At 71.9% G+C, this 23,441-nt stretch carries 24 protein-coding genes and 1 pseudogene; 9 read left to right on the plus strand and 16 right to left on the minus strand.

Features of this window, described 5'->3' with window-relative positions:
• Positions 1 to 273: 273 nt before the first annotated feature.
• The 5 genes and pseudogenes from NGB36_RS23040 to NGB36_RS23060 form a co-directional block, all read right to left on the minus strand.
• Positions 274 to 791: pseudogene (locus NGB36_RS23040) on the minus strand (zinc-binding dehydrogenase); the annotation flags it as partial.
• Positions 792 to 899: 108 nt separating this feature from the next.
• Entirely contained in the window at positions 900 to 2,135 is a 1,236-nt protein-coding gene (locus tag NGB36_RS23045) for an amidohydrolase family protein (RefSeq protein WP_255922332.1), read from the minus strand.
• Positions 2,132 to 3,424: an amidohydrolase family protein gene (locus NGB36_RS23050; protein ID WP_255922334.1), complete on the minus strand. Its 1,293-nt coding sequence runs from the start codon at positions 3,422 to 3,424 to the stop codon at positions 2,132 to 2,134. The genes NGB36_RS23045 and NGB36_RS23050 overlap by 4 nt, the downstream gene beginning before the upstream one ends.
• Before the next feature lie 39 nt (positions 3,425 to 3,463).
• Complete coding sequence (locus NGB36_RS23055) at positions 3,464 to 4,351, minus strand: SDR family NAD(P)-dependent oxidoreductase (RefSeq protein WP_255922335.1); 888 nt, start codon at positions 4,349 to 4,351, stop codon at positions 3,464 to 3,466.
• Positions 4,351 to 5,145 carry an acetoacetate decarboxylase family protein gene (locus NGB36_RS23060; protein ID WP_255922336.1) on the minus strand — a complete coding sequence of 265 codons (795 nt, stop codon included), beginning with the start codon at positions 5,143 to 5,145 and terminating at the stop codon, positions 4,351 to 4,353. Before NGB36_RS23060 ends, NGB36_RS23055 begins: the two co-directional genes overlap by 1 nt.
• Positions 5,146 to 5,284: 139 nt before the next feature.
• On the opposite strand from NGB36_RS23060, the gene NGB36_RS23065 reads away from it, so the two are divergent.
• From NGB36_RS23065 to NGB36_RS23085, 5 genes are all read left to right on the plus strand, one after another.
• Positions 5,285 to 6,304: a DEDDh family exonuclease gene (locus tag NGB36_RS23065; protein WP_255922337.1), complete on the plus strand. Its 1,020-nt coding sequence runs from the start codon at positions 5,285 to 5,287 to the stop codon at positions 6,302 to 6,304.
• A gap of 89 nt (positions 6,305 to 6,393) precedes the next feature.
• Positions 6,394 to 6,645, plus strand: coding sequence for a metallothionein (locus tag NGB36_RS23070; protein WP_255922338.1), 252 nt, complete (start codon positions 6,394 to 6,396; stop codon positions 6,643 to 6,645).
• Between the two features lie 51 nt (positions 6,646 to 6,696).
• Positions 6,697 to 7,554 carry an SURF1 family cytochrome oxidase biogenesis protein gene (locus NGB36_RS23075; protein ID WP_255922339.1) on the plus strand — a complete coding sequence of 286 codons (858 nt, stop codon included), beginning with the start codon at positions 6,697 to 6,699 and terminating at the stop codon, positions 7,552 to 7,554.
• A gap of 75 nt (positions 7,555 to 7,629) precedes the next feature.
• On the plus strand, positions 7,630 to 9,456 hold the full coding sequence (locus NGB36_RS23080) for a glycoside hydrolase family 15 protein (RefSeq protein WP_255922340.1): 1,827 nt from the start codon (positions 7,630 to 7,632) through the stop codon (positions 9,454 to 9,456).
• A 14-nt stretch (positions 9,457 to 9,470) separates the two neighbouring features.
• Positions 9,471 to 10,232 carry an SDR family oxidoreductase gene (locus NGB36_RS23085; RefSeq protein WP_255922341.1) on the plus strand — a complete coding sequence of 254 codons (762 nt, stop codon included), beginning with the start codon at positions 9,471 to 9,473 and terminating at the stop codon, positions 10,230 to 10,232.
• 8 nt (positions 10,233 to 10,240) lie between these two features.
• Here the strand turns inward: NGB36_RS23085 and amaP are convergent, their stop codons facing one another.
• Genes amaP through NGB36_RS23110 form a run of 5 tightly spaced genes read right to left on the minus strand, consistent with a single transcriptional unit; the run spans position 10,241 to position 12,586 of the window.
• Positions 10,241 to 10,846, minus strand: a complete 606-nt coding sequence (amaP, locus tag NGB36_RS23090) for an alkaline shock response membrane anchor protein AmaP (protein ID WP_255922342.1) — start codon at positions 10,844 to 10,846, stop codon at positions 10,241 to 10,243.
• Positions 10,847 to 10,853: 7 nt separating this feature from the next.
• Positions 10,854 to 11,390: a DUF6286 domain-containing protein gene (locus NGB36_RS23095; RefSeq protein WP_372509508.1), complete on the minus strand. Its 537-nt coding sequence runs from the start codon at positions 11,388 to 11,390 to the stop codon at positions 10,854 to 10,856.
• 41 nt (positions 11,391 to 11,431) lie between these two features.
• Positions 11,432 to 11,830 carry an Asp23/Gls24 family envelope stress response protein gene (locus NGB36_RS23100; protein WP_255922343.1) on the minus strand — a complete coding sequence of 133 codons (399 nt, stop codon included), beginning with the start codon at positions 11,828 to 11,830 and terminating at the stop codon, positions 11,432 to 11,434.
• Positions 11,827 to 12,045 carry a hypothetical protein gene (locus NGB36_RS23105; protein ID WP_255922344.1) on the minus strand — a complete coding sequence of 73 codons (219 nt, stop codon included), beginning with the start codon at positions 12,043 to 12,045 and terminating at the stop codon, positions 11,827 to 11,829. The genes NGB36_RS23100 and NGB36_RS23105 overlap by 4 nt, the downstream gene beginning before the upstream one ends.
• Positions 12,046 to 12,055: 10 nt before the next feature.
• Positions 12,056 to 12,586 carry an Asp23/Gls24 family envelope stress response protein gene (locus tag NGB36_RS23110; RefSeq protein WP_255922345.1) on the minus strand — a complete coding sequence of 177 codons (531 nt, stop codon included), beginning with the start codon at positions 12,584 to 12,586 and terminating at the stop codon, positions 12,056 to 12,058.
• 130 nt (positions 12,587 to 12,716) lie between these two features.
• On the opposite strand from NGB36_RS23110, the gene NGB36_RS23115 reads away from it, so the two are divergent.
• Complete coding sequence (locus NGB36_RS23115; protein ID WP_255922346.1) at positions 12,717 to 13,439, plus strand: nucleopolyhedrovirus P10 family protein; 723 nt, start codon at positions 12,717 to 12,719, stop codon at positions 13,437 to 13,439.
• A 14-nt stretch (positions 13,440 to 13,453) separates the two neighbouring features.
• On the opposite strand, the gene NGB36_RS23120 is transcribed toward NGB36_RS23115, so the two are convergent.
• From NGB36_RS23120 to NGB36_RS23145, 6 genes are all read right to left on the minus strand, one after another.
• Positions 13,454 to 14,305 (minus strand): enoyl-CoA hydratase/isomerase family protein, encoded by an 852-nt coding sequence (locus NGB36_RS23120; RefSeq protein ID WP_255922347.1) that lies wholly within the window; start codon positions 14,303 to 14,305, stop codon positions 13,454 to 13,456.
• 243 nt (positions 14,306 to 14,548) lie between these two features.
• The gene (locus NGB36_RS23125; protein WP_053759592.1) at positions 14,549 to 14,770 is read right to left on the minus strand and encodes a helix-turn-helix domain-containing protein; all 222 of its coding nucleotides are present in this window, start codon (positions 14,768 to 14,770) and stop codon (positions 14,549 to 14,551) included.
• 416 nt (positions 14,771 to 15,186) lie between these two features.
• Positions 15,187 to 16,785, minus strand: a complete 1,599-nt coding sequence (locus tag NGB36_RS23130) for an ABC-F family ATP-binding cassette domain-containing protein (protein WP_255922348.1) — start codon at positions 16,783 to 16,785, stop codon at positions 15,187 to 15,189.
• 140 nt (positions 16,786 to 16,925) lie between these two features.
• On the minus strand, positions 16,926 to 18,332 hold the full coding sequence (locus tag NGB36_RS23135; RefSeq protein ID WP_255922349.1) for a hypothetical protein: 1,407 nt from the start codon (positions 18,330 to 18,332) through the stop codon (positions 16,926 to 16,928).
• Positions 18,333 to 18,400: 68 nt separating this feature from the next.
• Positions 18,401 to 19,531 carry an alpha/beta hydrolase gene (locus tag NGB36_RS23140; RefSeq protein WP_255922350.1) on the minus strand — a complete coding sequence of 377 codons (1,131 nt, stop codon included), beginning with the start codon at positions 19,529 to 19,531 and terminating at the stop codon, positions 18,401 to 18,403.
• An 87-nt stretch (positions 19,532 to 19,618) separates the two neighbouring features.
• On the minus strand, positions 19,619 to 20,278 hold the full coding sequence (locus tag NGB36_RS23145) for a class II aldolase/adducin family protein (RefSeq protein ID WP_255922351.1): 660 nt from the start codon (positions 20,276 to 20,278) through the stop codon (positions 19,619 to 19,621).
• Positions 20,279 to 20,389: 111 nt separating this feature from the next.
• Here NGB36_RS23145 and NGB36_RS23150 point away from each other — a divergent pair, with 111 nt between their 5' ends.
• The 3 genes from NGB36_RS23150 to NGB36_RS23160 all read left to right on the plus strand — a co-directional run bounded on the left by NGB36_RS23150 (position 20,390) and on the right by NGB36_RS23160 (position 23,398).
• The gene (locus tag NGB36_RS23150; protein ID WP_255922352.1) at positions 20,390 to 21,781 is read left to right on the plus strand and encodes an NAD(P)/FAD-dependent oxidoreductase; all 1,392 of its coding nucleotides are present in this window, start codon (positions 20,390 to 20,392) and stop codon (positions 21,779 to 21,781) included.
• A 133-nt stretch (positions 21,782 to 21,914) separates the two neighbouring features.
• The gene (locus NGB36_RS23155) at positions 21,915 to 23,180 is read left to right on the plus strand and encodes an inorganic phosphate transporter (protein WP_255922353.1); all 1,266 of its coding nucleotides are present in this window, start codon (positions 21,915 to 21,917) and stop codon (positions 23,178 to 23,180) included.
• Positions 23,177 to 23,398 (plus strand): hypothetical protein, encoded by a 222-nt coding sequence (locus NGB36_RS23160; protein ID WP_255922354.1) that lies wholly within the window; start codon positions 23,177 to 23,179, stop codon positions 23,396 to 23,398. Before NGB36_RS23155 ends, NGB36_RS23160 begins: the two co-directional genes overlap by 4 nt.
• Positions 23,399 to 23,441: the final 43 nt, after the last annotated feature.

The raw sequence follows: 23,441 nt of genomic DNA on the forward strand, positions 1-23,441 counted from the left end.
GAGTACGCGATGACCTGCCCCTTGCAACAATTTGTTTAAAGCGTGGGCCGACACCGCGCCCGCCCCGGTTCGTTCTACAGGGCGTGAGCCCCCCGCCGCCCTCTCCGCCCCCAGCGTCCGGCAAGCGGCCGTACGGCAGCGTGCAGCTTGCGGTGCCCGTGACACCCCCGGCCGCCGCCCGCGCCTCCTGGCGTCCGCCCGCCGGCGTGTGGTTCGGGCCGCGGGTGCCGATACCGCCACTGAGCATCGAGGGGCTGCGCGGCGCCTAGCGGGTCAGGGCGTGACCAGCACCTTCAACGCGGTGCGCTCGTCCATCGCGCGGTAGCCGACGGGCACGCCCTCCAGGGGACCTCCAGGTCGAAGACGGGTGACGGGTCGATGGCACCGCCGAGTACGTCGCGCAGCAGCTCGGGGATGTAGGTGCGCACGGGTGCGATCCCGCCGCGCAGCGCGATGTTGCGGCCGAACATCACCCCGAGGTCGAGCCCGGTGCTGCTGCCGTGCGGGACACCGGCGCAGCCGATCGCGCTGTCCCGCACGATGTTCACCGCGGTGCGCATCGACTGCTCGGTGCCGACCGCCTCGATGACGGCGTGCGCGCCCTGCCCGCGCGTCATTGCGCGCACCGCCTCGACGGCGGCGTCACCGCGCTCCGCGACGACCTCGGTGGCGCCGAACCTGCGCGCGATGTCGGTACGGGCCTGGTGCCGGCCGAGGGCGATGATGCGATCCGCGCCGAGCCGGTGCGCCGCCAGGATCCCGCACAGGCCGACCGCACCGTCACCGACCACTACGGGGCGTGGATGACGGTGGCGCGCATGAGGGTCATCGGATGATCGGTGAGCCGTGGATCAGATGTACGTCACCAGACGCTACGCCTGCCGGTGCGTCGCCGCACGTCACCAGACGCGCGGCGCTCCGCCCACCGCGAAGGCGGGACTCGTCGCGTCCCGAGGCGGCTCTTGGAGCGGCTCGGATATCTCCTCGGCCGTGGGCCCGACCCTTGCGGCTATCGGGTCGAGCAGGTCGAGGTCGAATCCGTAGACGCGCGCCGCGTTGCCGCCGACCATCGCCGCGACCTCCCCGGGCGGCAGACCGGCGTACGCAGCCCGCAGCCCTTCCCTGGTGTACGGGTAAGTGCCTTCGTCGTGCGGGTAGTCGCTCCCCCACATGATCTTGTCCAGGCCGATGCGGTGACGCAGCGGCGCCTCGTGCGGGCGCATGAAGCTCGCGCCGACGAAGCAGTTCTCCTGCCACACCTCCTTCGGCCCGCGCCCCATCGTCTCGGCGAGCCCCGCTCCGAACTTCGCCTCGGCGGTCAGCGTCCCCGCTGTGCCGGGAGCCGCCCGCACCAGCCGCCCGTGGTAGTACTCCAGCATGTCGAGCACGCCGGGGATCCACCCCGATCCCTGCTCGGTGAGGACGAGCCGCAGCCGTGGATGGCGGTGGAAGGCGCCCCCGAAGAGCAGGTGCCACAGCGCCCGGTGCGAGAACCAGGTCGTCTCCACCATGAACACGGCGCGGGACGCCGGATCGTCACCGAGCGGCGGCGACGCGGTGCCCGCATGGTGGTTGACAGGCACCTCCAGCTCTTCGCACACCGCCCACAGCGGGTCGTAGACGCGCGAGTGCAGCTCCGGCAGGCCCGAGCCGGGGGGTGCGCCGGGAAGCGTCACTCCCCCGTGCAGCCCGGCCGACTTGGCCCATCTCACCTCCCGTACCGCCTCGTCCACGTCGCCCAGAAGGATCTGCGCGACGCCCGCGCGGCGGCCCGGCGCCTGGGCACAGAAGTCGGCAAGCCAGCGGTTGTGGGCGCGCAGCCCGGCCCAGCGCAGCTCGAATTCCTCAGCCGTCGGAGCGGGGGCGGTGAGCGAGCCGCTGGGAAAGAACGGCGGGACGGTGTTGGGGAAGACGACCTCGGCGACGATGCCGTCGGCCTCCAGCTCGGCGATCCGCCGGTCGGAGTCCCAGTTGCGGTCGGCTTCCGGCGCCATCAGGTCCTCGAACGGATTGACGTACGTGGCCGCCCACGCGTCGAAGGCCTCATGGTGCCTGGACTCCAGATACGGCCGGTAGTCCAGCAGATCGGCGCCGGCGTGGCAGTCCGCCGAGATCACCGTATAGCGGTCGTTCACGTTGCCGTCTCCCTCCCCACGTACGGAAAGTCGTGCCCCGTCAACCAGTGGCGGCCTGTCTCGCGGGCTCGTGCCCACGACGCCTCGACCGCGCTCTGGTCCTCCGGCTGGCCCAACTCCTGCGGCCGTGGCCCGATCCGGGCCGCAACCGGCCGCAACGCATCGGCGTCGAACCCGAAGACGTCGAGTGCCGCAAGACCCAGCATGCGCCTCGCCTCTGACACCGGGATGTCGTGGAAGGTGTCGCGCAGCCACTCGCGGGTCCTCGGCCAGGTGCCCTCCGGGTGCGGGAAGTCGCTGCCCCACAGGATGTTGTCGATGCCGATCTCGTAGCGCTGGGCCAGCTCACGGCGTTTGGTGTTGGTGGCGCAGATGAAGACGTTGCGGTCGAGGTAGGCGCTGGGTGGCTGCGTCAGCTCGGCGAACGGGGAGAGCTTCTTGCCGCCGTGCGCGCCCAGGTAGAGCCGGTCCATGAACCACAGCAGGTTCGGCAGCCACCAGCAGCCCGATTCGGCGACGCCGAAGCGCAGCCCGGGGAAGCGTTCGAAGACCCCGGACCACAGCAGGAACCACAGCGGACGGGCCGGCCACCAGGTGACCTCGCTGACGTAGATGCCCAAGTGGTCGCCGTACTCATGGCGCGGTGCCGCTCCCGAATGGGTGACGACGGGCATCCGCAGCGCCTCGGCCTCCGCCCACACCGGGTCGTAACGACGATCGTGGTAGGGGGCCTTGTCGTCCCACATCGCGGGGATCATCAGCGCGCCGAGTCCCGTCTCCTTCGCCCGCCTGATCTCGGCGACGACCTCCGCCACGTCCCCCGTGACCGGCAGCAGCGCGACCCCACAGCGGCGTTGGGGCTCACGGGCACAGAATTCGGCGAGCCAGCGGTTGTGAGCGCGTGCCCCCGCCATGCCCAGCTCCGGGTCCTGGTCGCCGCTCAGGCCGAGGCCGACGCCGAAGGGCGCGGCGGTTCCGCTGTCGACGGCGTCCGCGTCAGGGAAGATCACTTCCGCGGCGACTCCGTCGCCGTCGAGTTCCTTGTCACGTTGTGCGCTGTCCCAGCCCCCGCGCAGTCCCTCCTCGTTGTCGGCGAACCACCGCGCCGCGAAGGCCTCGTTGCGGACGCCGAGCCGGGTCATCGCCTCGCGCCGGGCATCACGTTCGGAGAGGAAGTCGTCGAACTCGCGGTGGAACCTGCTCTCCAGGTAGGGCCGGTACTGTTCGGTCGGCGGACCGGCATGGCAGTCGGAGGAGACGATCAGATACGGCTCCGGCATATCCGGCATACCTGCCCCCAATCATCCAGTGGTCCAGTCGTCATCGGGTCATTGGTCGAGAATGAATCGTTCGAGATAGTCCGGATTCGATCGGTCGAGCATCGATTGCGATCGCGCCCTGATCTGCGCGTCGCTGTGCTCGCTCGGCGGCAGCATCCAGAAGCGGTCTTCCCTGATGCCGCCGACCACCAGCTCCGCGACGTCCTCGGCCGGGGTGAAGCGCACCTCGTGGCCGGCGTCCCGCATCGCCGCCTCCCACTGTGCGAGCGTGCGGTAGGGGGTGCGGCGGGGACGGGACTTGGCGTACTTGTGCTGGCGGTTGCGGTGCGAGTCCCACAGACCGGTGCGCAGCATGTGGGGCCCGGGGAAGAGGACTGAGGCGCCCACACGCGCGCCTTCCGCCTTCAGATGCGCGTAGAGCGACTCGGTGATGGTGACGACGGCCGACTTGGTGACGGCGTACACGGACGCGGTCGGCAACGGCGCGATCCCGCCGTCGCCCGATGAGGTGTTGACCACATGACCCGGTTCGCCGCCGTCCAGCATCCTCGGCAGGAACGCCTGGATGCCGTGGAAGACGCCCCAGACGTTGACGGCGAAGGCCCATTGCCAGTCCTGCGGGTCGTGCTCCCACATCCGGCCTTCGGCGCCCGAGCCCACACCGGCGTTGTTGCACAGGACGTGAACAGCGCCGAAGGCCTCGTAGGCGGCGCGCGCGAGCGCGTCGACCGAGGAGCGTTCGCTCACGTCGGTCGCCACCGCCAGCGCGCGGGCGCCGCGTTCGCGCAGTCCGGCGGCGGTCTTGTCGAGCGCCGGCTCCTCGATGTCGGCGAGTACGACCCGCAGCCCTTCGGCGGCGAACCGTTCCGCCATGGCGCGCCCTATGCCGCTTCCCGCTCCGGTGACCACCGCCACCTGTCCTGCCCGAAGCTCCATCACGGCTCCTTCACGGGCGCATCGAGGATCTGCGCCGGGTCGTCGTAACGCTGGTGGATGTACGGCAGCAGCGCCTGCGCACTCACTCGTTCGGCGACACGACCGGACTGGTCGCCGGTCTTCTCCCCGATGGTGATCCCGACGAGGCGGCGCACGGCGAGGTCGGCGACCGGATCGTAGGCGGACTCGCGCAGGACGACGCGCCCGGTCACCGGCTCCAGCCTGCGCACGCGCTCGCGGCGCGTGCAGTGGACGAGCAGCGGTTCGCCGTCGAGGCCGTTGCCGTCCACCGCGGGCAGGAACTTGTAGTAGAAATCGGTCTTCTCGCTCTCCTCGGGCAGCGGAAGCGGCCCGCCGACCGCCCCGTCGATCTCGACGAATGCGATGCCGTGCCGTGCGAGCCTGGCCGTGACCACGTCGCCGTCCCGTTCGACCGTGACCTCCCCGAGCTTCTTCGGTTCGCCGAACACCTCGCGCCCGCCCGTCAGCGCGCGTTCCGTGGTCATCGGCATGACCAGCGGATACCACCCGTCGACGGCGCCGTGCCGGGCGGCGACCGCCACGGATCCCGCGCCGAGCGTGTGGCCGAACAGGTCGACACGGCTGATGTTCGCCCGCACCAGCGGCCTCTCGCCCGGTTTCAGCGGCGGTGGCAGGACCTGCGCCAGCAGCTCCGGTTCGGTCTCCCAGATCGCGACCACGCCCGTCGACCAGATGTCCGCGAGCGACGCCGCACCGCCTCTCGCCGCCTCCCGCTCCACATCGCTCCGCGGGCCGTACCTCACTCGCACCATGCCGTGGCTCCCCTCTTCCGCGCCTGTCCCCCGCATCGGTCCGCTGCAACTTTCTGATGCACCGTCACATTCTTCGCGTGAGAGGTAAAGACACGTGCACGTACGGACCTGTCAGTGGCGGCCCGTATCCTCATGGACCATGCTGGAGGACCTCACCACCGCGCCGACCGAGCCCGCCTTTCCGTGGCCCGCCGCCTACCCGGACGGCTATGCGGTGGTGGACGTGGAGACCACCGGCCTCGGCCGCGACGACCGGATAGTGTCGGCGGCGGTCTACCGGCTGGACGCCCGTGGCGACGTCGAGGACCACTGGTACTCGCCCGTCAACCCTCAGCGCGACCCAGGACCGGTGTGGATCCACGGTCTGACCAGCGAACAGCTCGCGGACGCGCCGCTGTTCGCGGAGATCGCCGACGAGCTCGCCGAACGCCTCGCCGGACGCGTGCTCGTGGCGCACAACGCGGTCTTCGACTGGTCGATGATCGCCCGCGAGTACGCCCGCGCCGACCACCGCCCGCCGGTGGAGCAGCGGTTGTGCACCATTCTCCTGTCCAAGGAGCTGCGGCTGCCGCTGCCCAACCACAAGTTGGAGTCGCTCGCCGCGCACTACGGCGTCGTCCAGCAACGTGCCCACCACGCCCTCGACGATGCGCGCGTCCTCGCCGAGGCGTTCCGCCCCAGCCTGCACATGGCCGCCACGGCAGGGCTGCGGCTGCCGCTGCACACCTGCCGTCCGCTCACCGAGTGGTCACCGGCCGGCGGCCCGCTGCGCTCGGCCGGCTACGCACCGCGAAGCTGGCGTCCCTCGCGCAAGCGACCGCCGTGCCCGTACCCCAACCCCGGGCGGCTGGAGCCGGGCGGCCCGCTGGTGCAGGGCATGCGGGTGGCCTTCTCGGGCGACACCACGGTCGACCGCGAACTGCTCGAGGACCGGGCGACCGAGGCCGGGCTGCACGTCGCATCGGCCGTGTCGCGTCTGACCAGTCTGCTGGTCACCAACGACGCACTCTCGCGGACCGGCAAGGTCGTCAACGCGCACCGCTTCGGCACGCCCATCGTGGACGAGCGGCGGTTCCGCGAGCTCCTGGACGGGGTCGTGCCCGCCCCCTCGCTGATCTGTGGGCAGCCCGCGGGGCAGGAGTGGACGGGACGGGATTAGGCCGCAGGAATAGGCCGTACGAGCGGAGTGGTCGCGACGCGTGCCGCACCCGCTTGCCGGGGCGCCCACGGCAGCGCAGGCTGGGTTGCATGGCACGATGTGAGGTCTGCGGAAACGACTACAACATGGCTTTCACTGTGGAAGCCCAAGGCGCCCGCCACACCTTCGACTGCTTCGAGTGCGCGATCCACCGCATGGCTCCCATCTGTGAGCACTGCCGCGTGCAGATCGTCGGACACGGCGTCGAGGCGGACGGCCGCATGTACTGCTGCGCGCACTGCGCGAAGGCCGAGGGAGCGACCGGCATCGTCGACCACGTCGAGACCGCCGCGTCGTTGTGACAGGCACCCCCTAGCGGCAGCCCGTGCGGGAGCGGGTTGTACCGTCGTGGGGTGTACCGCTTCCTGCTGTCCAGGCAATGGGTGATCCTCACCCTCATCGCCCTGATCCTGATGCCCGTCATGGTGGAGCTGGGCATCTGGCAGATGCACCGCCATGAGCAAGAGAACGCGACCAACGCAGTGATCAGTGCGAGCCTGGCCGCACCCGCCGTCCCGGTGGAGAAGCTGACTGCGCCGGGCGCCCGCGTGCCGTCCCACGACAACTTCCGGACCGTGACGGCCACCGGCCACTACGACACCGCGCACCAGGTTGTGGTGCGCCACCGTACCTCGGCCGACGACTCCACCATCGGCTACTACCTGGTCACGCCGCTGGTGATGACCGACGGCAGGGCGGTCCTGGTCAATCGCGGCTGGATCCCGGCGCCGCAATCCGGAAACGACGCCCAGTTCCCCGTGCTGCCGCCCACCCCCTCCGGCCAGGTCTCGATCACCGGCCGCATCCGCCCCGACGAGACGACCGCGAGCACCGGCATCGTCGACCGGCCGGGCCTGCCGCCGCACATGATCATGCTGATCAACAGCGGCAAGCTGGCGAGCCAGCTGCCCGAGCAGGTGCTCGGAGGCTACGTCGAGCTCACCGGTACCTCTCCCAGGCCGACCGGCAGCCAGCCCCAGCCCGTCCCCGCCCCCACGCCGGGCCAGAGCAACGGCGGCTACAGCCCCCCGCACCTGGCGTACGCCTGGCAATGGTGGCTGTTCGTTGCCATGGTCCCGGTCGGATGGGCCATCCTGGTACGACGGGAGCTCAAGGACCGGCGCGCCCAGCGGGCGAAGGCGACGGCGCAGCCGGGCCAGGGGCAGGACGAGAAGCCCTCGGTCCCCGCGGAGGCCTCCCTCGCGGAGTAACGTCCCCTCGCGCGCCCCGGCACACCGGCACCACCGGCACGACGTGACGACAGCTCGTTCGAGGAAGGCGGCACTGTGGCAGGACGCATCGAGGACTACGCGCTCATAGGCGATCTGCAAAGCGCCGCACTCGTCGGCAGGGACGGTTCCATCGACTGGCTCTGCCTCCCCCGGTTCGACTCACCCGCGTGCTTCGCCGCCCTGCTCGGTACCAAGGACAACGGCCACTGGCGCATCGCCCCCGCCGGCGCGGGCGATGCCCCTGGCCCTTCGGGCATGGGGAACACCGCCCGCCGCTCGTACCGTGGCGACACCCTCGTCCTGGAGTCGGTGTGGGAGACGGCCTCCGGCGCCGTCAAGGTGATCGACTTCATGCCGCAGCGCGACAAGGCGCCCGACGTGGTCCGCATCGTCGAGGGCATCTCCGGCCGGGTCGAGATGCACAGCAGGCTGCGGCTGCGTTTCGACTACGGCAGCATCGTCCCCTGGGTGCGCCGCACCGACGGCACCCGGGTCGCGATAGCCGGGCCCGACGCGGTGTGGCTGCGCAGCGAGCCCGAGGTGCACACCTACGGCAAGGACTACTGCACCCACTCGGAGTTCACCGTCTCCGCGGGCGAGCAGGTCGCCTTCGTGCTGACCTGGCATCCGTCCTACGAATCCCGCCCCAAGCTGGTCGACCCCTACAAGGCGCTTCGGGAAAGCATCGAGGGCTGGGAGCGCTGGTCCGCCCAGTTCTGCTACGAGGGCCCCTACCGTGAGGCGGTGCTGCGTTCACTGATCACGCTCAAGGCGCTCACCTACAAGCCGAGCGGCGGGATTGTGGCCGCGGCCACCACCTCGCTCCCCGAGGAGATCGGCGGGGTGCGCAACTGGGACTACCGCTACTGCTGGCTGCGCGACTCCACGCTCACCCTGAACGCGCTGGTCGAGAGCGGCTTCCGCAAGGAGGCCGCCGAGTGGCGCGACTGGCTGCTGCGCGCGGTGGCCGGTGACCCGGCGGATCTGCAGATCATGTACGGGATCGCCGGGGAGCGGCGGCTGCCGGAGGCCGAGGTGGACTGGCTGCCGGGGTACGAGGGCTCCTCGCCGGTGCGCATCGGGAACGCCGCGGTGCGCCAGCTCCAGCTTGACGTCTACGGCGAGGTCATGGACTCGCTGTTCCTCTCCCGCGAGTACGGGATGCCGCAGAAGAAGCATGCATGGAGCGTGCAGCGTGCGCTGATGGACTTCCTCGAGTCGACGTGGCAGGAGCCCGACGAGGGACTGTGGGAGGTGCGGGGGCCCCGGCGTCATTTCGTGCACTCCAAGGTGATGGCGTGGGTCGCGGCGGACCGGGCGGTACGGACGGTCGAGGCCAACCCGGAACTGCGCGGCGACGTCGACCGCTGGCGGCGGATGCGCGACGAGGTGCACCGCGAGGTGTGCGAGCGCGGGTACGACAAGGAACGCAACACCTTCACCCAGTACTTCGGCTCCAAGGAGCTGGATGCGGCGACCCTGCTCATTCCGCAGGTCGGCTTCCTGCCGGCCACCGATCCGCGGGTGATCGGCACCGTCGACGCGATCCGTGACGAGCTGAACCACGGCGGCTTTGTACGCCGCTACACGATCGACGATTCGCAGAGCTCATCGGTCGACGGTCTGCCGGGCTCCGAGGGTGCCTTCCTCGCCTGCTCGTTCTGGCTCGCCGACGCACTGAGCGCGACCGGCCGGCAGAAGGAGGCGCGCGAGCTGTTCGAGCAGCTGCTGTCGCTGCGCAACGACGTCGGGCTGCTCGCCGAGGAGTGGGACCCGGTGACCGGCCGCCAGCTCGGCAACTTCCCGCAGGCGTTCAGCCACATCGGCCTGGTCAACACGGCGATGACGCTGGGCCGGTGCGCCGAGGCCTCCGGCAGCTGAGGCAGGATGAGCCCATGGATCTCGGACTGAAGGACAGGGTCTACGTCGTCACCGGCGGAACGCGCGGCCTGGGGCATGCCGCGGCGCGCGAGCTCGTGGCCGAGGGCGCGAAGGTGGTGATCAGCGGCCGCAAGGACGACTCGGTGGCGGCGGCCGTCGAGGCGCTCGGCGGCGGAGAGTTGGCGTTCGGCGTCGTCGCGGACAACGCGGACGCGGACGCCGCCGAGCGGCTGATCGGCGCCGCGCGCGAGCGGTTCGGCGGCTTCGACGGGGTGCTGATCAGCGTGGGCGGGCCGCCCGCGGGTCCGGTCGCTGCGATCACCGACGATCAGTGGCGCGAGGCGTTCGAGTCCGTCTTCCTGGGTGGGGTGCGGCTGGCCCGCACGGCGGGCGGTGAGCTCGGCGACGGAGGCGTGATCGGCTTTGTGCTCTCCGGCTCCGTGCACGAGCCGATTCCGGGCCTGTCGGTCTCCAACGGCCTGCGGCCGGGGCTCGCGGGCGTCGCCAAGACCCTCGCCAACGAGCTCGGGCCGCGGGGCATCCGGGTGGTGGGGCTCCTCCCCGCCCGTATCGACACCGACCGGGCGCGCCGGCTCGACGCGCTCGGCGGGGACCCGGAGGGCGCCCGCGCACGCAGCTGTGCAGCGATCCCCCTGCGCCGCTACGGCACGCCGGAGGAGTTCGGCAGGGTCGCCGCCTTCGTGCTCTCCCCCGCCGCCTCCTATCTGACCGGCATCATGCTGCCGGTCGACGGCGGTCACCGGCACAGCTTCTGACCGTCCGGCTACTCGACGCGGCGGGCGCGGTGGCGCTCGGCGCGCAGCCGTACCTCGGCGGGCAGCGCGGCAAGCCCCGCCGAGCGGCGGGCCGCGTCGAGCACCCGCTCGTCGAGCCCGCGCACGACGGCCTGCGGGGCGGCGCCCGCTTCGAGTACGACCTGCATCAGCGCGGCGGGGGCGGCGCGCCGGCGGGTGAGCAGGACTCCGGCCCGCCCCACGCCGTCGAGGAACTCCGCGTCGGCCGCGATCGCCTGCTCCAGGGCGCGGCCACGCACCAGCGCCCTCCCGTCGTCACCGCTGTCGACGACGACCTGGCCGAGGCGTCGGTCGTGCAGCTGGGAGAGAAGCCACCACAGCGCGACGGCCACCAGGAGTGCGAGTACGCCGATGACCATCGGCCACCACCAGCCCTGTCCGCGGTAGCGGGTGCGGGCGTGCGCGCCGAGCAGCACGTCGTGCCGGCCCGCGTACGGCCACCACGACGGCAGCGTGAACCCCAAGCGACGGGGGAGGTCGAGCCCGCCGACCAGCACCGCGCCCCCGACGGCGAGCAGGATCAGTCCGACGACCCCGAGCAGCACCCGGTTGACCACGCCACGCACCGCCACCACCGCCCGCTCACCCCCTTCCGGCCCTGCGCACCTGCAGCGACAGCGTCAACGGCCTGGCGAGGGCGAGGTCGTGCACCGCCTCTTCGAGAACCGCGTCCAGATCCCGTCGTACGTCGTCCAGTTCACGGAAGTGCGCATCGGCCCGTACCTGGATGCGGCGGCGGCTCACGGAGACCCGCACCCATCGCACCCCCGGCACCTCGGTGGCACGGTCGCGCAGCAGCAGCGCCGCCGCGATCCGGTCCACCCCGGCGCGTACCGCAGGGGGTACCTCCTGCCGTAGGCAGGGGGATGCATGCGTCCGCATCCGCAGCACGGCACGCAGCCCCGGGGTCAGCGCGAGGACGAGCAGCCACACACCGACGAGCGAGGCGACCGCGGCGCCGAGGATCACCCAGTGGTCCTGCAACGGCCGGGTGGCCAGTTCGGCGGCGAGGCGCCTGCGCCACTGCGCGGCGGGGCGGCCCGCGCGCACCGCGGAGACGTCGTACAACAGCGCACCGGCGACGACGAGTACGAGCAGCGCGGTGATTGCAGCCGGCACGCGGCGCTCCGACCAGAAACGGCGGTCGCTGCCGGGGCCCGTCATGTCACCCGCCCCCTGACCGCTCGCCCGGTCGCCTCGGAATGGAGCCGTTCGACTTCCACGGTGACCTCCGGGACCTCCATCCCCGTCAACGCGTGCACCGTCGCCACGACATGGCGGCGCACCTTCGCGCAGACCGCGGCGATGTCGGCCGGGTACCCGATTTCGACGGAGAGCCGAACCCGGGCCTGCCCGCGCATGCCTGCGGCGGGTGCGGCCTGCCGCACCACCACTGAGGCGTGCGGGACGCTGTCGTCCGGCACCCACTCGGCCTGCGGCGCGGCGCCGAGCGCTTCGCGCGCGGCCTGGGAGGCGATCTTCGACACGACCCGGTCGGCGATCCGCGTGGCCCCGCGGTCCGCCGGCGGCGGGGCCGCCTCGGACGGAAGGGTGCTCATCGCCGCTTGTCGCGGTCGCCCCTGCGGAAGTCCCGTGTGCGGACGGCCCGCGTGCGGAAGAAGTCCCCGGGCTCCAGGTCGCCCTCGAGGAACCGCCCCACCACGAAGCCGACCGCGCCGAGCGCCGCCACCAGCAGGAAGGCCTCGAAGCCTCCGAAGTACCCGGCGAAGCCGAGCGCCATTCCGACGATCACGCCTACGACGGCCATGCTCATCGTCCGCTCCTCACTGGAGCCCGCCCGAAGCCGGCTCGGGCTCTTCGTCCTCCTCGTCGGGGAGCTTCACGTCGTCGACGGCGATGTTGACCTCGACGACGTCGAGTCCCGTCATCCGCTCGACCGCGTCGATGACGTTCTCCCGTACGGCGCGGGCGACCTCGTGGATGGCGACCCCGTAGTCCACGACGATGTCGATGTCGAGCGCGGTCTGCACCTCGCCGACCTCCGCCTTGACGCCGCGGCAGGCGGCTGCGCGGGCACCGCCCGGCACCCGCTCCCGTACCGCGCCGAGCGTGCGGGCGAAGCCGGTGCCCAGGGCGTGGACGCCGATCACCTCGCGCGCGGCGAGTCCCGCGATCTTCTCCACGACCCCGTCGGCGATGGTGGTCCGGCCTCGGGTGGCCGGATCGCCGAGCTCTCCGGTACGGGGGCGTGCTCCGGCACGTGTGGCGTGCGGTGTGCTCGCGCCCGGGGGCTGGATGCCCGGGGTTTCGATGTCCGGGGTGTCGGGCCGGTTCCGGCGTGCGCTCTCGGTCATCGCGAGTCGTCCCTTCCGGTCGCAGCAACTGTGCGGCGGATCCGCAGTCCACACTAGGCGTGCGGGCGCGACAGTGCGCCGGGGTTGCGTCCGTCCCCGGCCAATCGGGCGATGTGAGGAGCGGCGGGTGATGACGGACCGTTTGACCCAGGCGGTACGCGAGCAACTGGGCTTCGGCAGGCTGCTGCCGCTCGGCGGGGCGCAGGACCGGGCCTGGGTGATGGAGCACGCCGTGGCGGGCGTGCTGCGCGCGGAGGCTGCCGCGGTGGACACGGTGCTCATCCGGACGCTGCGGATCGAACCGTCCGGCCCGTCGCGCGAGGACGTCCCGGAGCCGTTGCCGCCCAGCGCACTGCCGCCGGGGCCGCTGCTGATCACGGCCGATGTCGAGGCGGTGCCCGACGATCCACTGCCTGCGTCCGCGCAACGGCTGCGGGGTGTGCTCGCGCGGACGGCGGTCGACCGGATCGGCCTTGACCTCACCGGCGTCGACCTGCGCGTCACGGGGCTTCTCGACCAGCCCGTGGGCCAGCCCGTGGAGGAGCCGGCCGATCAGCCGGTCGGGGAACACGGAGACGACGAGGGGCCGCCGCCCGCGGATCCCCTCGCGGTGGCGGCCGCTGCGGTGCCCGGCGTGGTGCGGCTCTCGCCGTGGGTGGGAAGCGGCGAGGGGGTCCAGATCGTGGAAGCGACGGAGCCGCCGGTCCGGCATGTGCAGGTGCAGATCACCGCCGACCACCGCCACCGCACGCTCGACGTCGCCCGCGCGGTGCGCGCCGCCGTGACGGCCGCAGCGACCGCGCAGGCGCCCGGCCCGGTAACGGCGGCCGTCGTCGTGACGGCGATCGCCTGACCTCTACTCCCCCACTATTCCCCCACGCCCGCCAGGTCACGCAGGCGGCGTGCCTGTGCGGCGCGCTCAGCGGCGCGCTGCTCCTCGTACCCCCGCGAAGCGGCCCCGCGCAGCAGCGCCTTGGTCTCGACGACCGCGTCGCGCGGCGCGGCGAGCAGCGCAGCCACCAGATCGCCGACGGCGTCGTCGAGTTCGTCGCGTGCCACCACCGCGTTGGCGAGACCGGTGCGTCCGGCCTCGTCGGCGTGGACGAAGCGGCCGGTGGCGCAGATCTCCAATGCCTGTGCATAGCCGACGAGTTCCACCAGTGGCTTGGTGCCGGTCAGATCGGGCACCAGGCCGAGGCTGGTCTCGCGCATGGCGAACTGCGCGTCGTCCGCGCAGACCCTCAGATCGCAGGCGAGCGCCAATTGGAAGCCCGCGCCGATGGCGTGGCCCTGCACGGCCGCGATGCTCACCACGTCATTGCGCCGCCACCAGGTGAACGCCTCCTGGTACTCGGCGATGGTGGAGTCCAGCTCGGCGTCGGAACCGCGCGCGAGGTCGATGAAGGACGGCTCGCCCTCGAACCCTTCAGGCGTGAACGCCTGCCGGTCGAGGCCGGCGGAGAAGGAGACGCCCTCGGCGCGCAGCACGACGACGCGCGTGGTGCCGGGCAGCAGCCGCCCCGCCTCGGCCAGTGCCCGCCACATGGCGGGCGATTGGGCGTTGCGCTTTGCGGCGTTGCACAGCGTCACGGTGGCGACGGTCGCCCCGTCGTGCCCGTCGTCCGCGTCGTGGACGGTGAGCCGTACGCCGTCGCGATCGAGCAGCGGGCCCGGGCCCGCGTCGGTGTGAGCGGTACGGGCGGCGGTGGGGTCGGACATCGGGCACCTCCGAGCAGGCCACGGACTGGATTACTGAACAGTAACCACCCGGTCGGACTCGCTGGCGACCGGGTGGTCGCCGTCCGGGTCCTCCCATGCCCGTGAGCATCTCCGCCCTCCCCCATAGCCTGCGGGCATGGGGAGTGCCCCCTCCCAGGCTCCGCGGACGGCCCCGTGCCTCGGCCGACCACTTCGCCTGCTCGCGCGCGCCGCTCACACGGCCGTCCCGGATGCCCGGTGTCGTCAGGCCGTCGCCGCTTTCTTGCCGCGGGTCGCCCCGCCGCGGCCGCGCAGAGTCACACCGGACTCGCTGAGCATGCGGTGCACGAATCCGTAGGAACGGCCGGTTTCTTCGGCCAGCGCCCGGATACTCGCACCGGCGTCGTACTTCTTCTTCAGGTCTGCCGCGAGCTTGTCGCGCGCGGCGCCGGTCACCCGGCTGCCCTTCTTCAGAGTCTCGGCCACCCGTGCCTCCTCTAGGGAAGTGCGCTCTGGACTCTCATGATCACCCCTACGGCGCTTCCTGGCCACCCATTCGACAAGGTCCGTAGAACAACATTCGTGTCACGCGAAAACCGACACGCGGTGAGTGCTCCGTCACAGCGACGGATTTCCGGCCGCCGCGTTTGCGCCGAATTCCGTGGGCGACCGAAAAGCGGCTGGTCATCACGGTGCGTAAGGAGTCTTGCACGGTTACGGAAGTGATCAGTGGACGGCCCGGGCCGGTGTGGCGCACCTCCGCCCAGGTGTACCAGCCCGTCTCACGCAATTGATGGATCACGCATCGGCCGAATGATCCAGAAGTGATCCGGACAGCTGATCACGACCGGGTCGGCACGCCGGCACGCCGCCACGCCGGCAGGGGACGGCAGGCGCCGTGCTCAGGCGAGCGAGACCAGGTCCGCGTAGTCCTCGCCCCACAGGTCCTCGACACCGTCCGGGAGCAGGATGATCCGCTCCGGCTGCAGGGCGTCCACCGCGCCCTCGTCGTGTGTGACGAGCACGACCGCGCCCGTGAAGGAGTGGAGCGCGCCGAGGATCTCCTCGCGGCTGGCCGGGTCGAGGTTGTTGGTCGGCTCGTCGAGGAGCAGGACGTTGGCGCTGGAGACCACGAGGGTGGCAAGCGCCAGACGCGTCTTCTCGCCGCCGGAGAGCACGCCCGCGGGCTTGTCGACATCGTCGCCGGAGAAGAGGAAGGAGCCGAGGATCTTGCGGATCTCGACCAGGTCCATGTCGGGAGCGGCGGAGCGCATGTTCTCCAGGACCGTGCGCTCCGGGTCGAGCGTCTCGTGCTCCTGCGCGTAGTAACCGAGCTTGAGACCGTGGCCCGGTACCACCTCGCCAGTGTCCGGCTTCTCGACGCCCGCAAGCAGCCGCAGCAGCGTCGTCTTGCCCGCACCGTTGAGGCCGAGGACGACGACGCGGGAGCCCTTGTCGATGGCGAGGTCGACGTCGGTGAAGATCTCCAGCGAGCCGTAGGACTTGGACAGGCCGCTGGCGGTGAGCGGGGTCTTGCCGCACGGCGCCGGGTCGGGGAAGCGCAGCTTGGCCACCTTGTCCGACTGGCGTACCTCGTCCAGGCCGGAGAGCAGCCGCTCGGCGCGGCGGGCCATGTTCTGCGCGGCGACGGTCTTGGTGGCCTTGGCGCGCATCTTGTCGGCCTGGGCGTTGAGGGCGGCGGCCTTCTTCTCGGCGTTGGCGCGCTCGCGCTTGCGGCGCTTCTCGTCGGCCTCGCGCTGGGCCAGGTACTGCTTCCAGCCCATGTTGTACAGGTCGATGCAGGCGCGGTTGGCGTCGAGGTAGAAGACCTTGTTGACCACCTCGTCGACGAGGTTGATGTCGTGCGAGATGACGACGAAGCCGCCCCGGTAGGTCTTGAGGAAGTCCCGCAGCCACAGGATCGAGTCGGCGTCGAGGTGGTTGGTCGGCTCGTCGAGGAGCAGGGTGTCGGCGTCGGAGAAGAGGATGCGGGCGAGCTCGACGCGGCGGCGCTGGCCGCCGGAGAGCGTCTGCAGCGGCTGGCCGAGCACCCGGTCCGGCAGGCCGAGCGCGGCGGCGATGGTGGCGGCCTCGGCCTCGGCAGCGTAGCCGCCCTTGGTGAGGAACTCGGTCTCCAGGCGCGAGTACTTCTTCATCGCGTTCTCGCGGGTGGCGCCCTTGCCGTTGGCCATCCGCTCCTCGTTCTCGCGCATCTTGCGGAGCACGGTGTCCAGGCCGCGGGCGGACAGGATGCGGTCGCGGGCGAGCACGTCGAGGTCGCCGGTGCGCGGGTCCTGCGGGAGGTAGCCGACCTCGCCGCTGCGGGTGACGGTGCCGGTGGCGGGCTGACCCTCGCCGGCGAGCACCTTGGTGAGGGTGGTCTTGCCCGCACCGTTGCGGCCGACCAGGCCGATGCGGTCGCCACGGGCGATGCGGAACGATGCGGACTCGATCAGAATGCGGGCGCCGGCGCGCAGCTCCAGGCCGGTGGCAGTGATCACGGAAAGGGCTCCAGGACGTCGTGGACGAGGGGACGGTCGGGCGGGATCGGCCGGGCGCCGTCTAATCCGTGGGATCCGTGAGCAAAACTGCCATGGGGAGAGTCTACCGGGGCCCCGCAACCGCATTTCGGCCCGCCGGGTCACCCGCCGTCGTGGACTCCCTGGTGGACCTGGAACGCCGCCCGTCGCACGGCCTTGGCCAGCACCGGGTCGGGGTGGGCCGCGGCGAGCGCCACCAGCACCTGCACGGTGCGGGGGTGGCCGGTGCCGCGCACCTCCTCCAGCAGCCGGGACAGGGACTCCTGGACCGCGCCGTCCAGATGGCCGACGAGCAGATGCCCGTCGCCGTGGTCGGCGACGGCTGCCGCGGTGTCGACCCACAACCAGGTGGCTTCCTCCCGGGTGAGCAGCGCCATCTGCTCCTCCGGCTGGCAGCCCTGCTGCTCGGCGAGCCAGAGCAGGGCGTAGGGGCGCAGCTGCGGCTCGTCGACGACGGCACGAACGGCGGGTTCGGCGGGGGCGCCGACGGTGCGCAGCGCCTCGAAGGCGAGCCCGCGCAGCAGGGCGTCGTCGCCGCGTGCGACGTCGAGGAGTTCGGCGACGGCCTGTGCGGCGGGGCGGGCGGCGAGCCAGGCGCGGTACTCGACGCGGGCGGGGCCCGGCGAGTAGTCGGCGCAGGCGCGCAGCAGGTCCTCGGCGGACTGCTCGATGTGCCCGGCGGGTGACTGGGCGGCGACGCAGATCTGTTCGAGTTTGACCCACACCGCCCAGTTGCCGAGGGCGGTGAGCGCGACCTCCTCTCCGGGGCCGGCGACGCGGGCGCCGGCGTCGCCGGATCTCAACGCGCCGGTCGACCCCAACGCTTCCAGCGTCCACTCCAGCAGTCCTGGCAGCGGGTCGCCGCCGCCGTCGGCGGGCGGCTCACGGCGCTCGGTGCGCAGCTCGGCGACGCGCTGGCGCAGCAGGTCGAGGAGGGCGGAGACCGGCACCGGGCCCGAGGACAGGTGGAGGAACGACAGCAGCTGCGGTGCCGCCTCGATGACCTCGGCGACGAGGGCGGGGTCGGCGGCCTCGGGGGCGAGACGGCCGAGGTGGGCGAGGGACCAGGCGTCGAAGAGCGCGACCCAGCCGCGCAGCACGGCGGTGTCGTCCCGGTCCCATGCGCGCAGCCGCCACCCGGGACGGGCGGCGCCGTCGCGCAGTTCGACGAGGCCGGCCAGCCGGGCACGGTCCCATGAGGCCCGCACCTGATCGGTCTTCAGCTCCAGTGCGAGCGCGGCGCGTTCCAGGTCGGCCTCGGGCAGTATCCCGCTCGGCGCCGGCCGCAGCGGCGCCCTGCGCCCGGTCTCCGCCTCCGCCCAGCGGGCCAGCTGGACGGCGTCGGCGAGGACGTGCCGTGCCTGTGCGGCGAGTGCGGTGGGGGTGGGCGTCCCGTCGGGCGGTCGCGGCGGCCCGTTCCGGCGGACGGTGGTCACCTTGCGCACGGCCGCCATCGGCCTGCTGGGTACGAGACGAAGCCTGCTGTCACGCGGGGAACGGGACGTCACGGGAGCAGTCTTACCGGCTGAGCCCCCGGAAACCCAAACGAGCGCCCCCGGGCACCCGCCGGCACGGGCTACATCAGCGGGGTCAGGAAGCGGCGCAGCGCCTCCTCGTACCTGTCCGGGTCGGCGTTCCACATCGCCTGGTGACCGGCGTTCGCCACGGTGTGGAGGGTGACCAGGTCCGGGCGGAGCTCGGCGAGTCGGCGGGAGTGCTCCCATGGGGCGATGGTGTCGTCCGGGCCGTGGAACACCAGTGCGGGAACGGCCAGTTTGGCCGGTTCCGCGGAATCCGTGAGGCGCTGCGCGTGCAGTCCGGTGCGGCCTTGTGCGGCCCGTATCGCAAGTGGCACCAGCGGAGCCGGCACGCCGTGGCCCCGGACCAGCCCGCGGAGCGCGGACTGCCAGTCGAGCACCGGCGAGTCGAGGACGAGGCCGCTGATCCGGCTGCGCTGCGGCGAGTGGTCGGCGACGCGCAGCGCCATCGTCGCCCCCACGGACCAGCCGTAGAGCACGGCCCGTTCGGCGCCGTAGCGCACCGCGTAGCGCAGTGCCGCGTCGACGTCGCGCCATTCGGTGTCGCCGAGGTGCCCTATGCCGTCGGGGGACCTCGGCGCGCCCGCGTCGTTGCGGTAAGTCATGACGAGGACGGGGAAGCGCAGACGGTGCAGGAGCGGCAGGACGGCGAGCGGCTGGCGGCGGCTGGTGCCGAGGCCATGGACGGCAATGACGCAGGTGGAGCGGTCTCCGGGCACGAACCAGGCGGGCATCGGACCGAGTTCGCCGTCGACCTCCACGTCGCGGTAGGCGATTGCGTGTGCGGTCTGCGGATCGCCGGCGTACGCCTCGGGGGTGAGGTGCACGGGCATGCCGGTGACCGGGGCGCCTTCCTGGACCCGGTCGAGACGGCGGGTGACGGAGTCGGGGGTGGTGGCGAGGACGGGGCCGAGCAGGGCGTGGCAGCCGTCGGCGGACAGTCCGTAGACGCCGGGGCGCAGCGAGGCGAGCGTGCGGGTCAGGGTGACGGCCCCGGCGGCGGTATCGTGCACGGTCAGCGGGTCGTCCTCGCGGTCCGGCGAGCCGAGGGCCGGGCCGTTCGGCCGCGGGTTGAGGGCGAGGCCGGAGACGTACCGGCCGGCCGCCACCGCGGCAGCACCGGCACCGAGACATGTGGCGGCCACGGTCGCCGCGGTACGCAGGCGCATCCGTTCCAGTGTCGGCACCCCGGGCGGATGCGGCCAGTGGGGGGAAGCGGGCGGGTGAGGGATAGGCGTGCTCAGGGCTTCGGGGCCTCAGGGCCTTTGCCCGTACCCGCGCAGTTTGGCGCCGACGCGGTCGATCTCTTCGCGGGCAAGGAGGGTGGGGGTGCCTGCGGCGGTCGCGGCGAGCCATACCTGGCACATCCACTCCAGCTGCGCGGTGTGGTCGTACGCCTGGTCGAGGCTCGCGCCGTGGACGACAGTGCCGTGGTTGCGCAGCAGGCAGCCGGTGCGGTCGCGGAGCGCTTCGAGCATGTTCGCGGCGAGCTCCTGCGATCCGTACGTGGCGTAGGGGGCGACCCGCACCGGGCCGCCGAGGGCGGCGCACATGTAGTGGACGGCGGGGAGCTCGTCGACGAGGGTGGAGACGGCCGTGGCGTGCACGGCGTGGGTGTGGACGACGGCCCGGGCACCGGTGGTGCGGTAGACGGCGAGGTGCAGGGGGAGTTCGCTGGTGGGCCGCAGGATGCCGATGCGGGGCCTGCCGTCGAGTCCGACGGCGAGCAGGTCGCCGGGACCGAGCCTGTCGTAGCGCACGCCGCTCGGCGTCACCAGCACCAGGTCGCCGACCCGGACCGAGACGTTGCCCGACGTCCCGACCACGAGGCCGTCGGCGGCCGTGCGCCGCGCGGTGGCCACGAGGTCGTCCCACGCCTCGCGCAGATCCTCGCCGCCCGTGTGCCCGTCCGTCATCTGCCGCACCTCCGGTAACTGATCCTGACACGTTGCACGTTGCCGGTCGCGACGAGGGCGCAATAGCATCCCCCACCACGACGACCAGCACTGACACCTGCAGGGGCATCCATGACCACCGTCAACGGCGGTATCTCCTTCTGGTACGCGAGCACCGGCATACCCGCTCCGCGGGAGCCGCTGCCGGGCGACGCGGCGGCGGACGTGTGCATCGTCGGCGGTGGCTTCACCGGACTGTGGACGGCGTACTACCTGAAGAAGTCCGTACCGTTCCTGCGGATCACCGTGCTGGAGCAGAAGTTCTGCGGGTACGGCGCCTCGGGGCGCAACGGCGGCTGGCTCTACAACGGCATCGCCGGCCGCGACGCCTATGCGAAGCGGCACGGCCTCGATGCGGCGGTGCGGCTGCAACAGGCGATGAACGAGACGGTCGACGAGGTGGTTCGGGTCACCGACGAGGAGGGGATCGACGCCGACGTCCACAAGGGCGGGGTGCTCGAGGTCGCCTATTCCCCTGCGCAGTTGGCGCGGTTGAAGGCCTTTCACGAGGCGGAGGTCGCCTTCGGCGAGAAGGAGCGGGTGCTGCTCGGCGCGGCCGAGGCCGCCGAGCGGATCCGGGTGGCGGGAACGGTGGGCGCCACGTGGACCCCGCACGGCGCGCGGATCCACCCGGTGAAGCTGGTGCAGGGGCTTGCGCGGGCGGTGGAGGCGCTGGGGGTGGTGGTCCACGAGTCGACGCCGGTGACCGAGATCCGGCCGAAGCACGCGGTCACCCCGTACGGCACCGTACGCGCGCCCTATGTGCTGCGCTGCACCGAGGGGTTCACTGCGGCGCTGAGGGGACAGCGGCGGGTGTGGCTGCCGATGAACTCCTCGATGATCGCCACCGAGCCGCTGCCACAGGCGGTGTGGGAGACCATCGGCTGGGAGGGGTTGGAGACCCTCGGCGACATGGCCCATGCGTACATGTACGCGCAGCGGACGGCGGACGGGCGCATCGCGCTGGGCGGCCGGGGCGTGCCGTACCGGTTCGGGTCGCGGACCGACAACGACGGCCGGACGCAGCAGTGGACGGTGGAGGCGCTGCGCGAGATCCTGGTGCGCTTCTTCCCGGCGACGGCCGGGGTCGCGATCGACCATGCCTGGTCGGGGGTGCTCGGGGTGCCGCGTGACTGGTGTGCGACGGTCACGCTCGACCGGTCGACGGGGCTCGGCTGGGCGGGCGGCTATGTGGGCAGCGGGGTCGCCACCGCGAACCTCGCGGCGCGCACGCTGCGCGACCTGGTGCGGCTCGATTCCGGACAGGACGGGCCGACGGAGCTGACGGAGCTGCCGTGGGTCGGGCACCGGGTGCGGCGCTGGGAGCCGGAGCCGCTGCGCTGGCTCGGGGTGCACGGGCTGTACGCGGCGTACCGGGCGGCGGACCGGCGCGAAAGCACCGGGCGCAGCGCGCAGACGGCTACGCTGGCGCGGCTTGCGGACCGGGTGTCCGGGCGCGGGTGATCGCCGGCGGCTGATGGTTGCCGTGGCCGGAAAGATCCCCCGGCTCCCGCAGGCCGCCTGCTGTTCACCTTCCGTTCATTCTCAGTCCCTACGGTCGCCGCGTTACTGACCGATCAAACGATTGCCTGGGTGAATGGAACACATCACGCTGCTCGTTGGAGTCGTGATCGTCACCGCTCTCGTCTTCGACTTCACGAACGGCTTCCACGACACCGCCAACGCCATGGCGACCACGATTTCCACGGGCGCCATGAAGCCCAAGATCGCGGTGGCGATGTCCGCGGTGCTCAACCTCGCCGGGGCCTTCCTCTCGGTCCAGGTCGCCAAGACGATCTCGGGCGGGATCATCGACGAGAAGTCCGGTGTCCGGCCCGAAGTGATCTTCGCTGCGCTGATCGGGGCAATCGTCTGGAACCTGGTGACCTGGCTGGCCGGGCTCCCGTCGAGTTCCTCGCATGCGCTCTTCGGGGGGCTCATCGGCGCGACCCTGGTCGCGGTGGGCCTGCACGGCATCAACGGCGACGCGATCATGATGAAGATCGTGATCCCGGCGGTCGCCTCCCCGGTCGTGGCGGGTATTGCCTCGTTCCTGGCGACCCGCGCGACGTACCGCATCGCACGTGACGCAGGACCGAAGGCCACGTCGAAGGGCTACCGCGCGGGGCAGGTCTCCTCGGCGGCTCTCGTCTCCCTCGCCCACGGCACCAGTGACGCCCAGAAGACCATGGGTGTCATCACCCTCGCCCTCGTCAGCGCCGGTCTGGTGGCGCCGCACTCCGACCCGCCGGTGTGGGTGATCCTCGTCGCGGCGACGGCGATGGGTCTCGGTACGTACATCGGCGGATGGCGGATCATCCGCACGATGGGCAAGGGCATCACCGACATCCAACCGGCGCAGGGCTTCGCCGCGCAGACCGGTGCGGCCGCCACCATCCTCGCCTCCTCGCATCTCGGCTTCGCGCTGTCGACGACGCATGTGGTCTCCGGTGCGGTGATGGGCACCGGGCTCGGCCGCAGGGGAGCCGTGGTGCGGTGGATCACCGCGAGCCGGATGGCGGCCTCGTGGATCATCACGCTGCCGGCGGCGGGTCTGGTGGCCGGAGGCGCGACGCTCCTCGTCGACGAGGGCACCTGGGGCCTGTGGGTGGTCACGCTGCTGGCACTGGCGGTCTGCGCCGGCGCGTATGGAGCGGCGCAGCGCAGGCGCATCGACCACACCAACGTCAACGACGTCGAGTACGTCGAGAACGCGGTGGGTGCCGAGCGCGCCGCAGCCGATGTGCCGGCCGGCGCGGAGCGCTTCGACGCCTTCGCCCCGCCGCTGAGCACGACGATCGCGGCGCCGGCCTCCCGTGCCGTCCAGACGCCCATGCAGACGCAGAAGGAAACGGCACTGTGAACATCGACTGGGGAGCCCTGGGCTCGGTCCTCGGCGTCAGCGTCATCAGCACGGTCGGGCTGGTGGGCCTGTTCACGCTCGGCATCGCCGCTCTGTCCAGGCAAGAGGCGGCCGAGGCGCGCGGAGCGGCGGCGCCGCTGGCGCGCGGGGGCGCTTATGCCTGTTTCGCACTGTGCGCGGCGGCCGTCGCCTATGGGATCTATCTGATCGCCCTGTAGCGGCGGGGAGTTCGGCGGGTGGGGTGCGCCCCGCCCGCGTTTG

The organism is Streptomyces humicola (genome assembly GCF_024436035.1).
GTDB classification, from domain to species: Bacteria; Actinomycetota; Actinomycetes; order Streptomycetales; family Streptomycetaceae; genus Streptantibioticus_B; species Streptantibioticus_B humicola.

Excerpts from the sequence above, each read along its gene's own strand:
- NGB36_RS23050 (WP_255922334.1), bottom strand. The coding sequence starts at position 3,424 with ATGCCGGATATGCCGGAGCCGTATCTGATCGTCTCCTCCGACTGCCAT.
- NGB36_RS23055 (WP_255922335.1), bottom strand. The coding sequence starts at position 4,351 with ATGGAGCTTCGGGCAGGACAGGTGGCGGTGGTCACCGGAGCGGGAAGC.
- NGB36_RS23060 (WP_255922336.1), bottom strand. The coding sequence starts at position 5,145 with ATGGTGCGAGTGAGGTACGGCCCGCGGAGCGATGTGGAGCGGGAGGCG.
- NGB36_RS23065 (WP_255922337.1), top strand. The coding sequence starts at position 5,285 with ATGCTGGAGGACCTCACCACCGCGCCGACCGAGCCCGCCTTTCCGTGG.
- NGB36_RS23070 (WP_255922338.1), top strand. The coding sequence starts at position 6,394 with ATGGCACGATGTGAGGTCTGCGGAAACGACTACAACATGGCTTTCACT.
- NGB36_RS23085 (WP_255922341.1), top strand. The coding sequence starts at position 9,471 with ATGGATCTCGGACTGAAGGACAGGGTCTACGTCGTCACCGGCGGAACG.
- NGB36_RS23100 (WP_255922343.1), bottom strand. The coding sequence starts at position 11,830 with ATGAGCACCCTTCCGTCCGAGGCGGCCCCGCCGCCGGCGGACCGCGGG.
- NGB36_RS23105 (WP_255922344.1), bottom strand. The coding sequence starts at position 12,045 with ATGAGCATGGCCGTCGTAGGCGTGATCGTCGGAATGGCGCTCGGCTTC.
- NGB36_RS23110 (WP_255922345.1), bottom strand. The coding sequence starts at position 12,586 with ATGACCGAGAGCGCACGCCGGAACCGGCCCGACACCCCGGACATCGAA.
- NGB36_RS23115 (WP_255922346.1), top strand. The coding sequence starts at position 12,717 with ATGACGGACCGTTTGACCCAGGCGGTACGCGAGCAACTGGGCTTCGGC.
- NGB36_RS23120 (WP_255922347.1), bottom strand. The coding sequence starts at position 14,305 with ATGTCCGACCCCACCGCCGCCCGTACCGCTCACACCGACGCGGGCCCG.
- NGB36_RS23140 (WP_255922350.1), bottom strand. The coding sequence starts at position 19,531 with ATGCGCCTGCGTACCGCGGCGACCGTGGCCGCCACATGTCTCGGTGCC.
- NGB36_RS23145 (WP_255922351.1), bottom strand. The coding sequence starts at position 20,278 with ATGACGGACGGGCACACGGGCGGCGAGGATCTGCGCGAGGCGTGGGAC.
- NGB36_RS23150 (WP_255922352.1), top strand. The coding sequence starts at position 20,390 with ATGACCACCGTCAACGGCGGTATCTCCTTCTGGTACGCGAGCACCGGC.
- NGB36_RS23155 (WP_255922353.1), top strand. The coding sequence starts at position 21,915 with ATGGAACACATCACGCTGCTCGTTGGAGTCGTGATCGTCACCGCTCTC.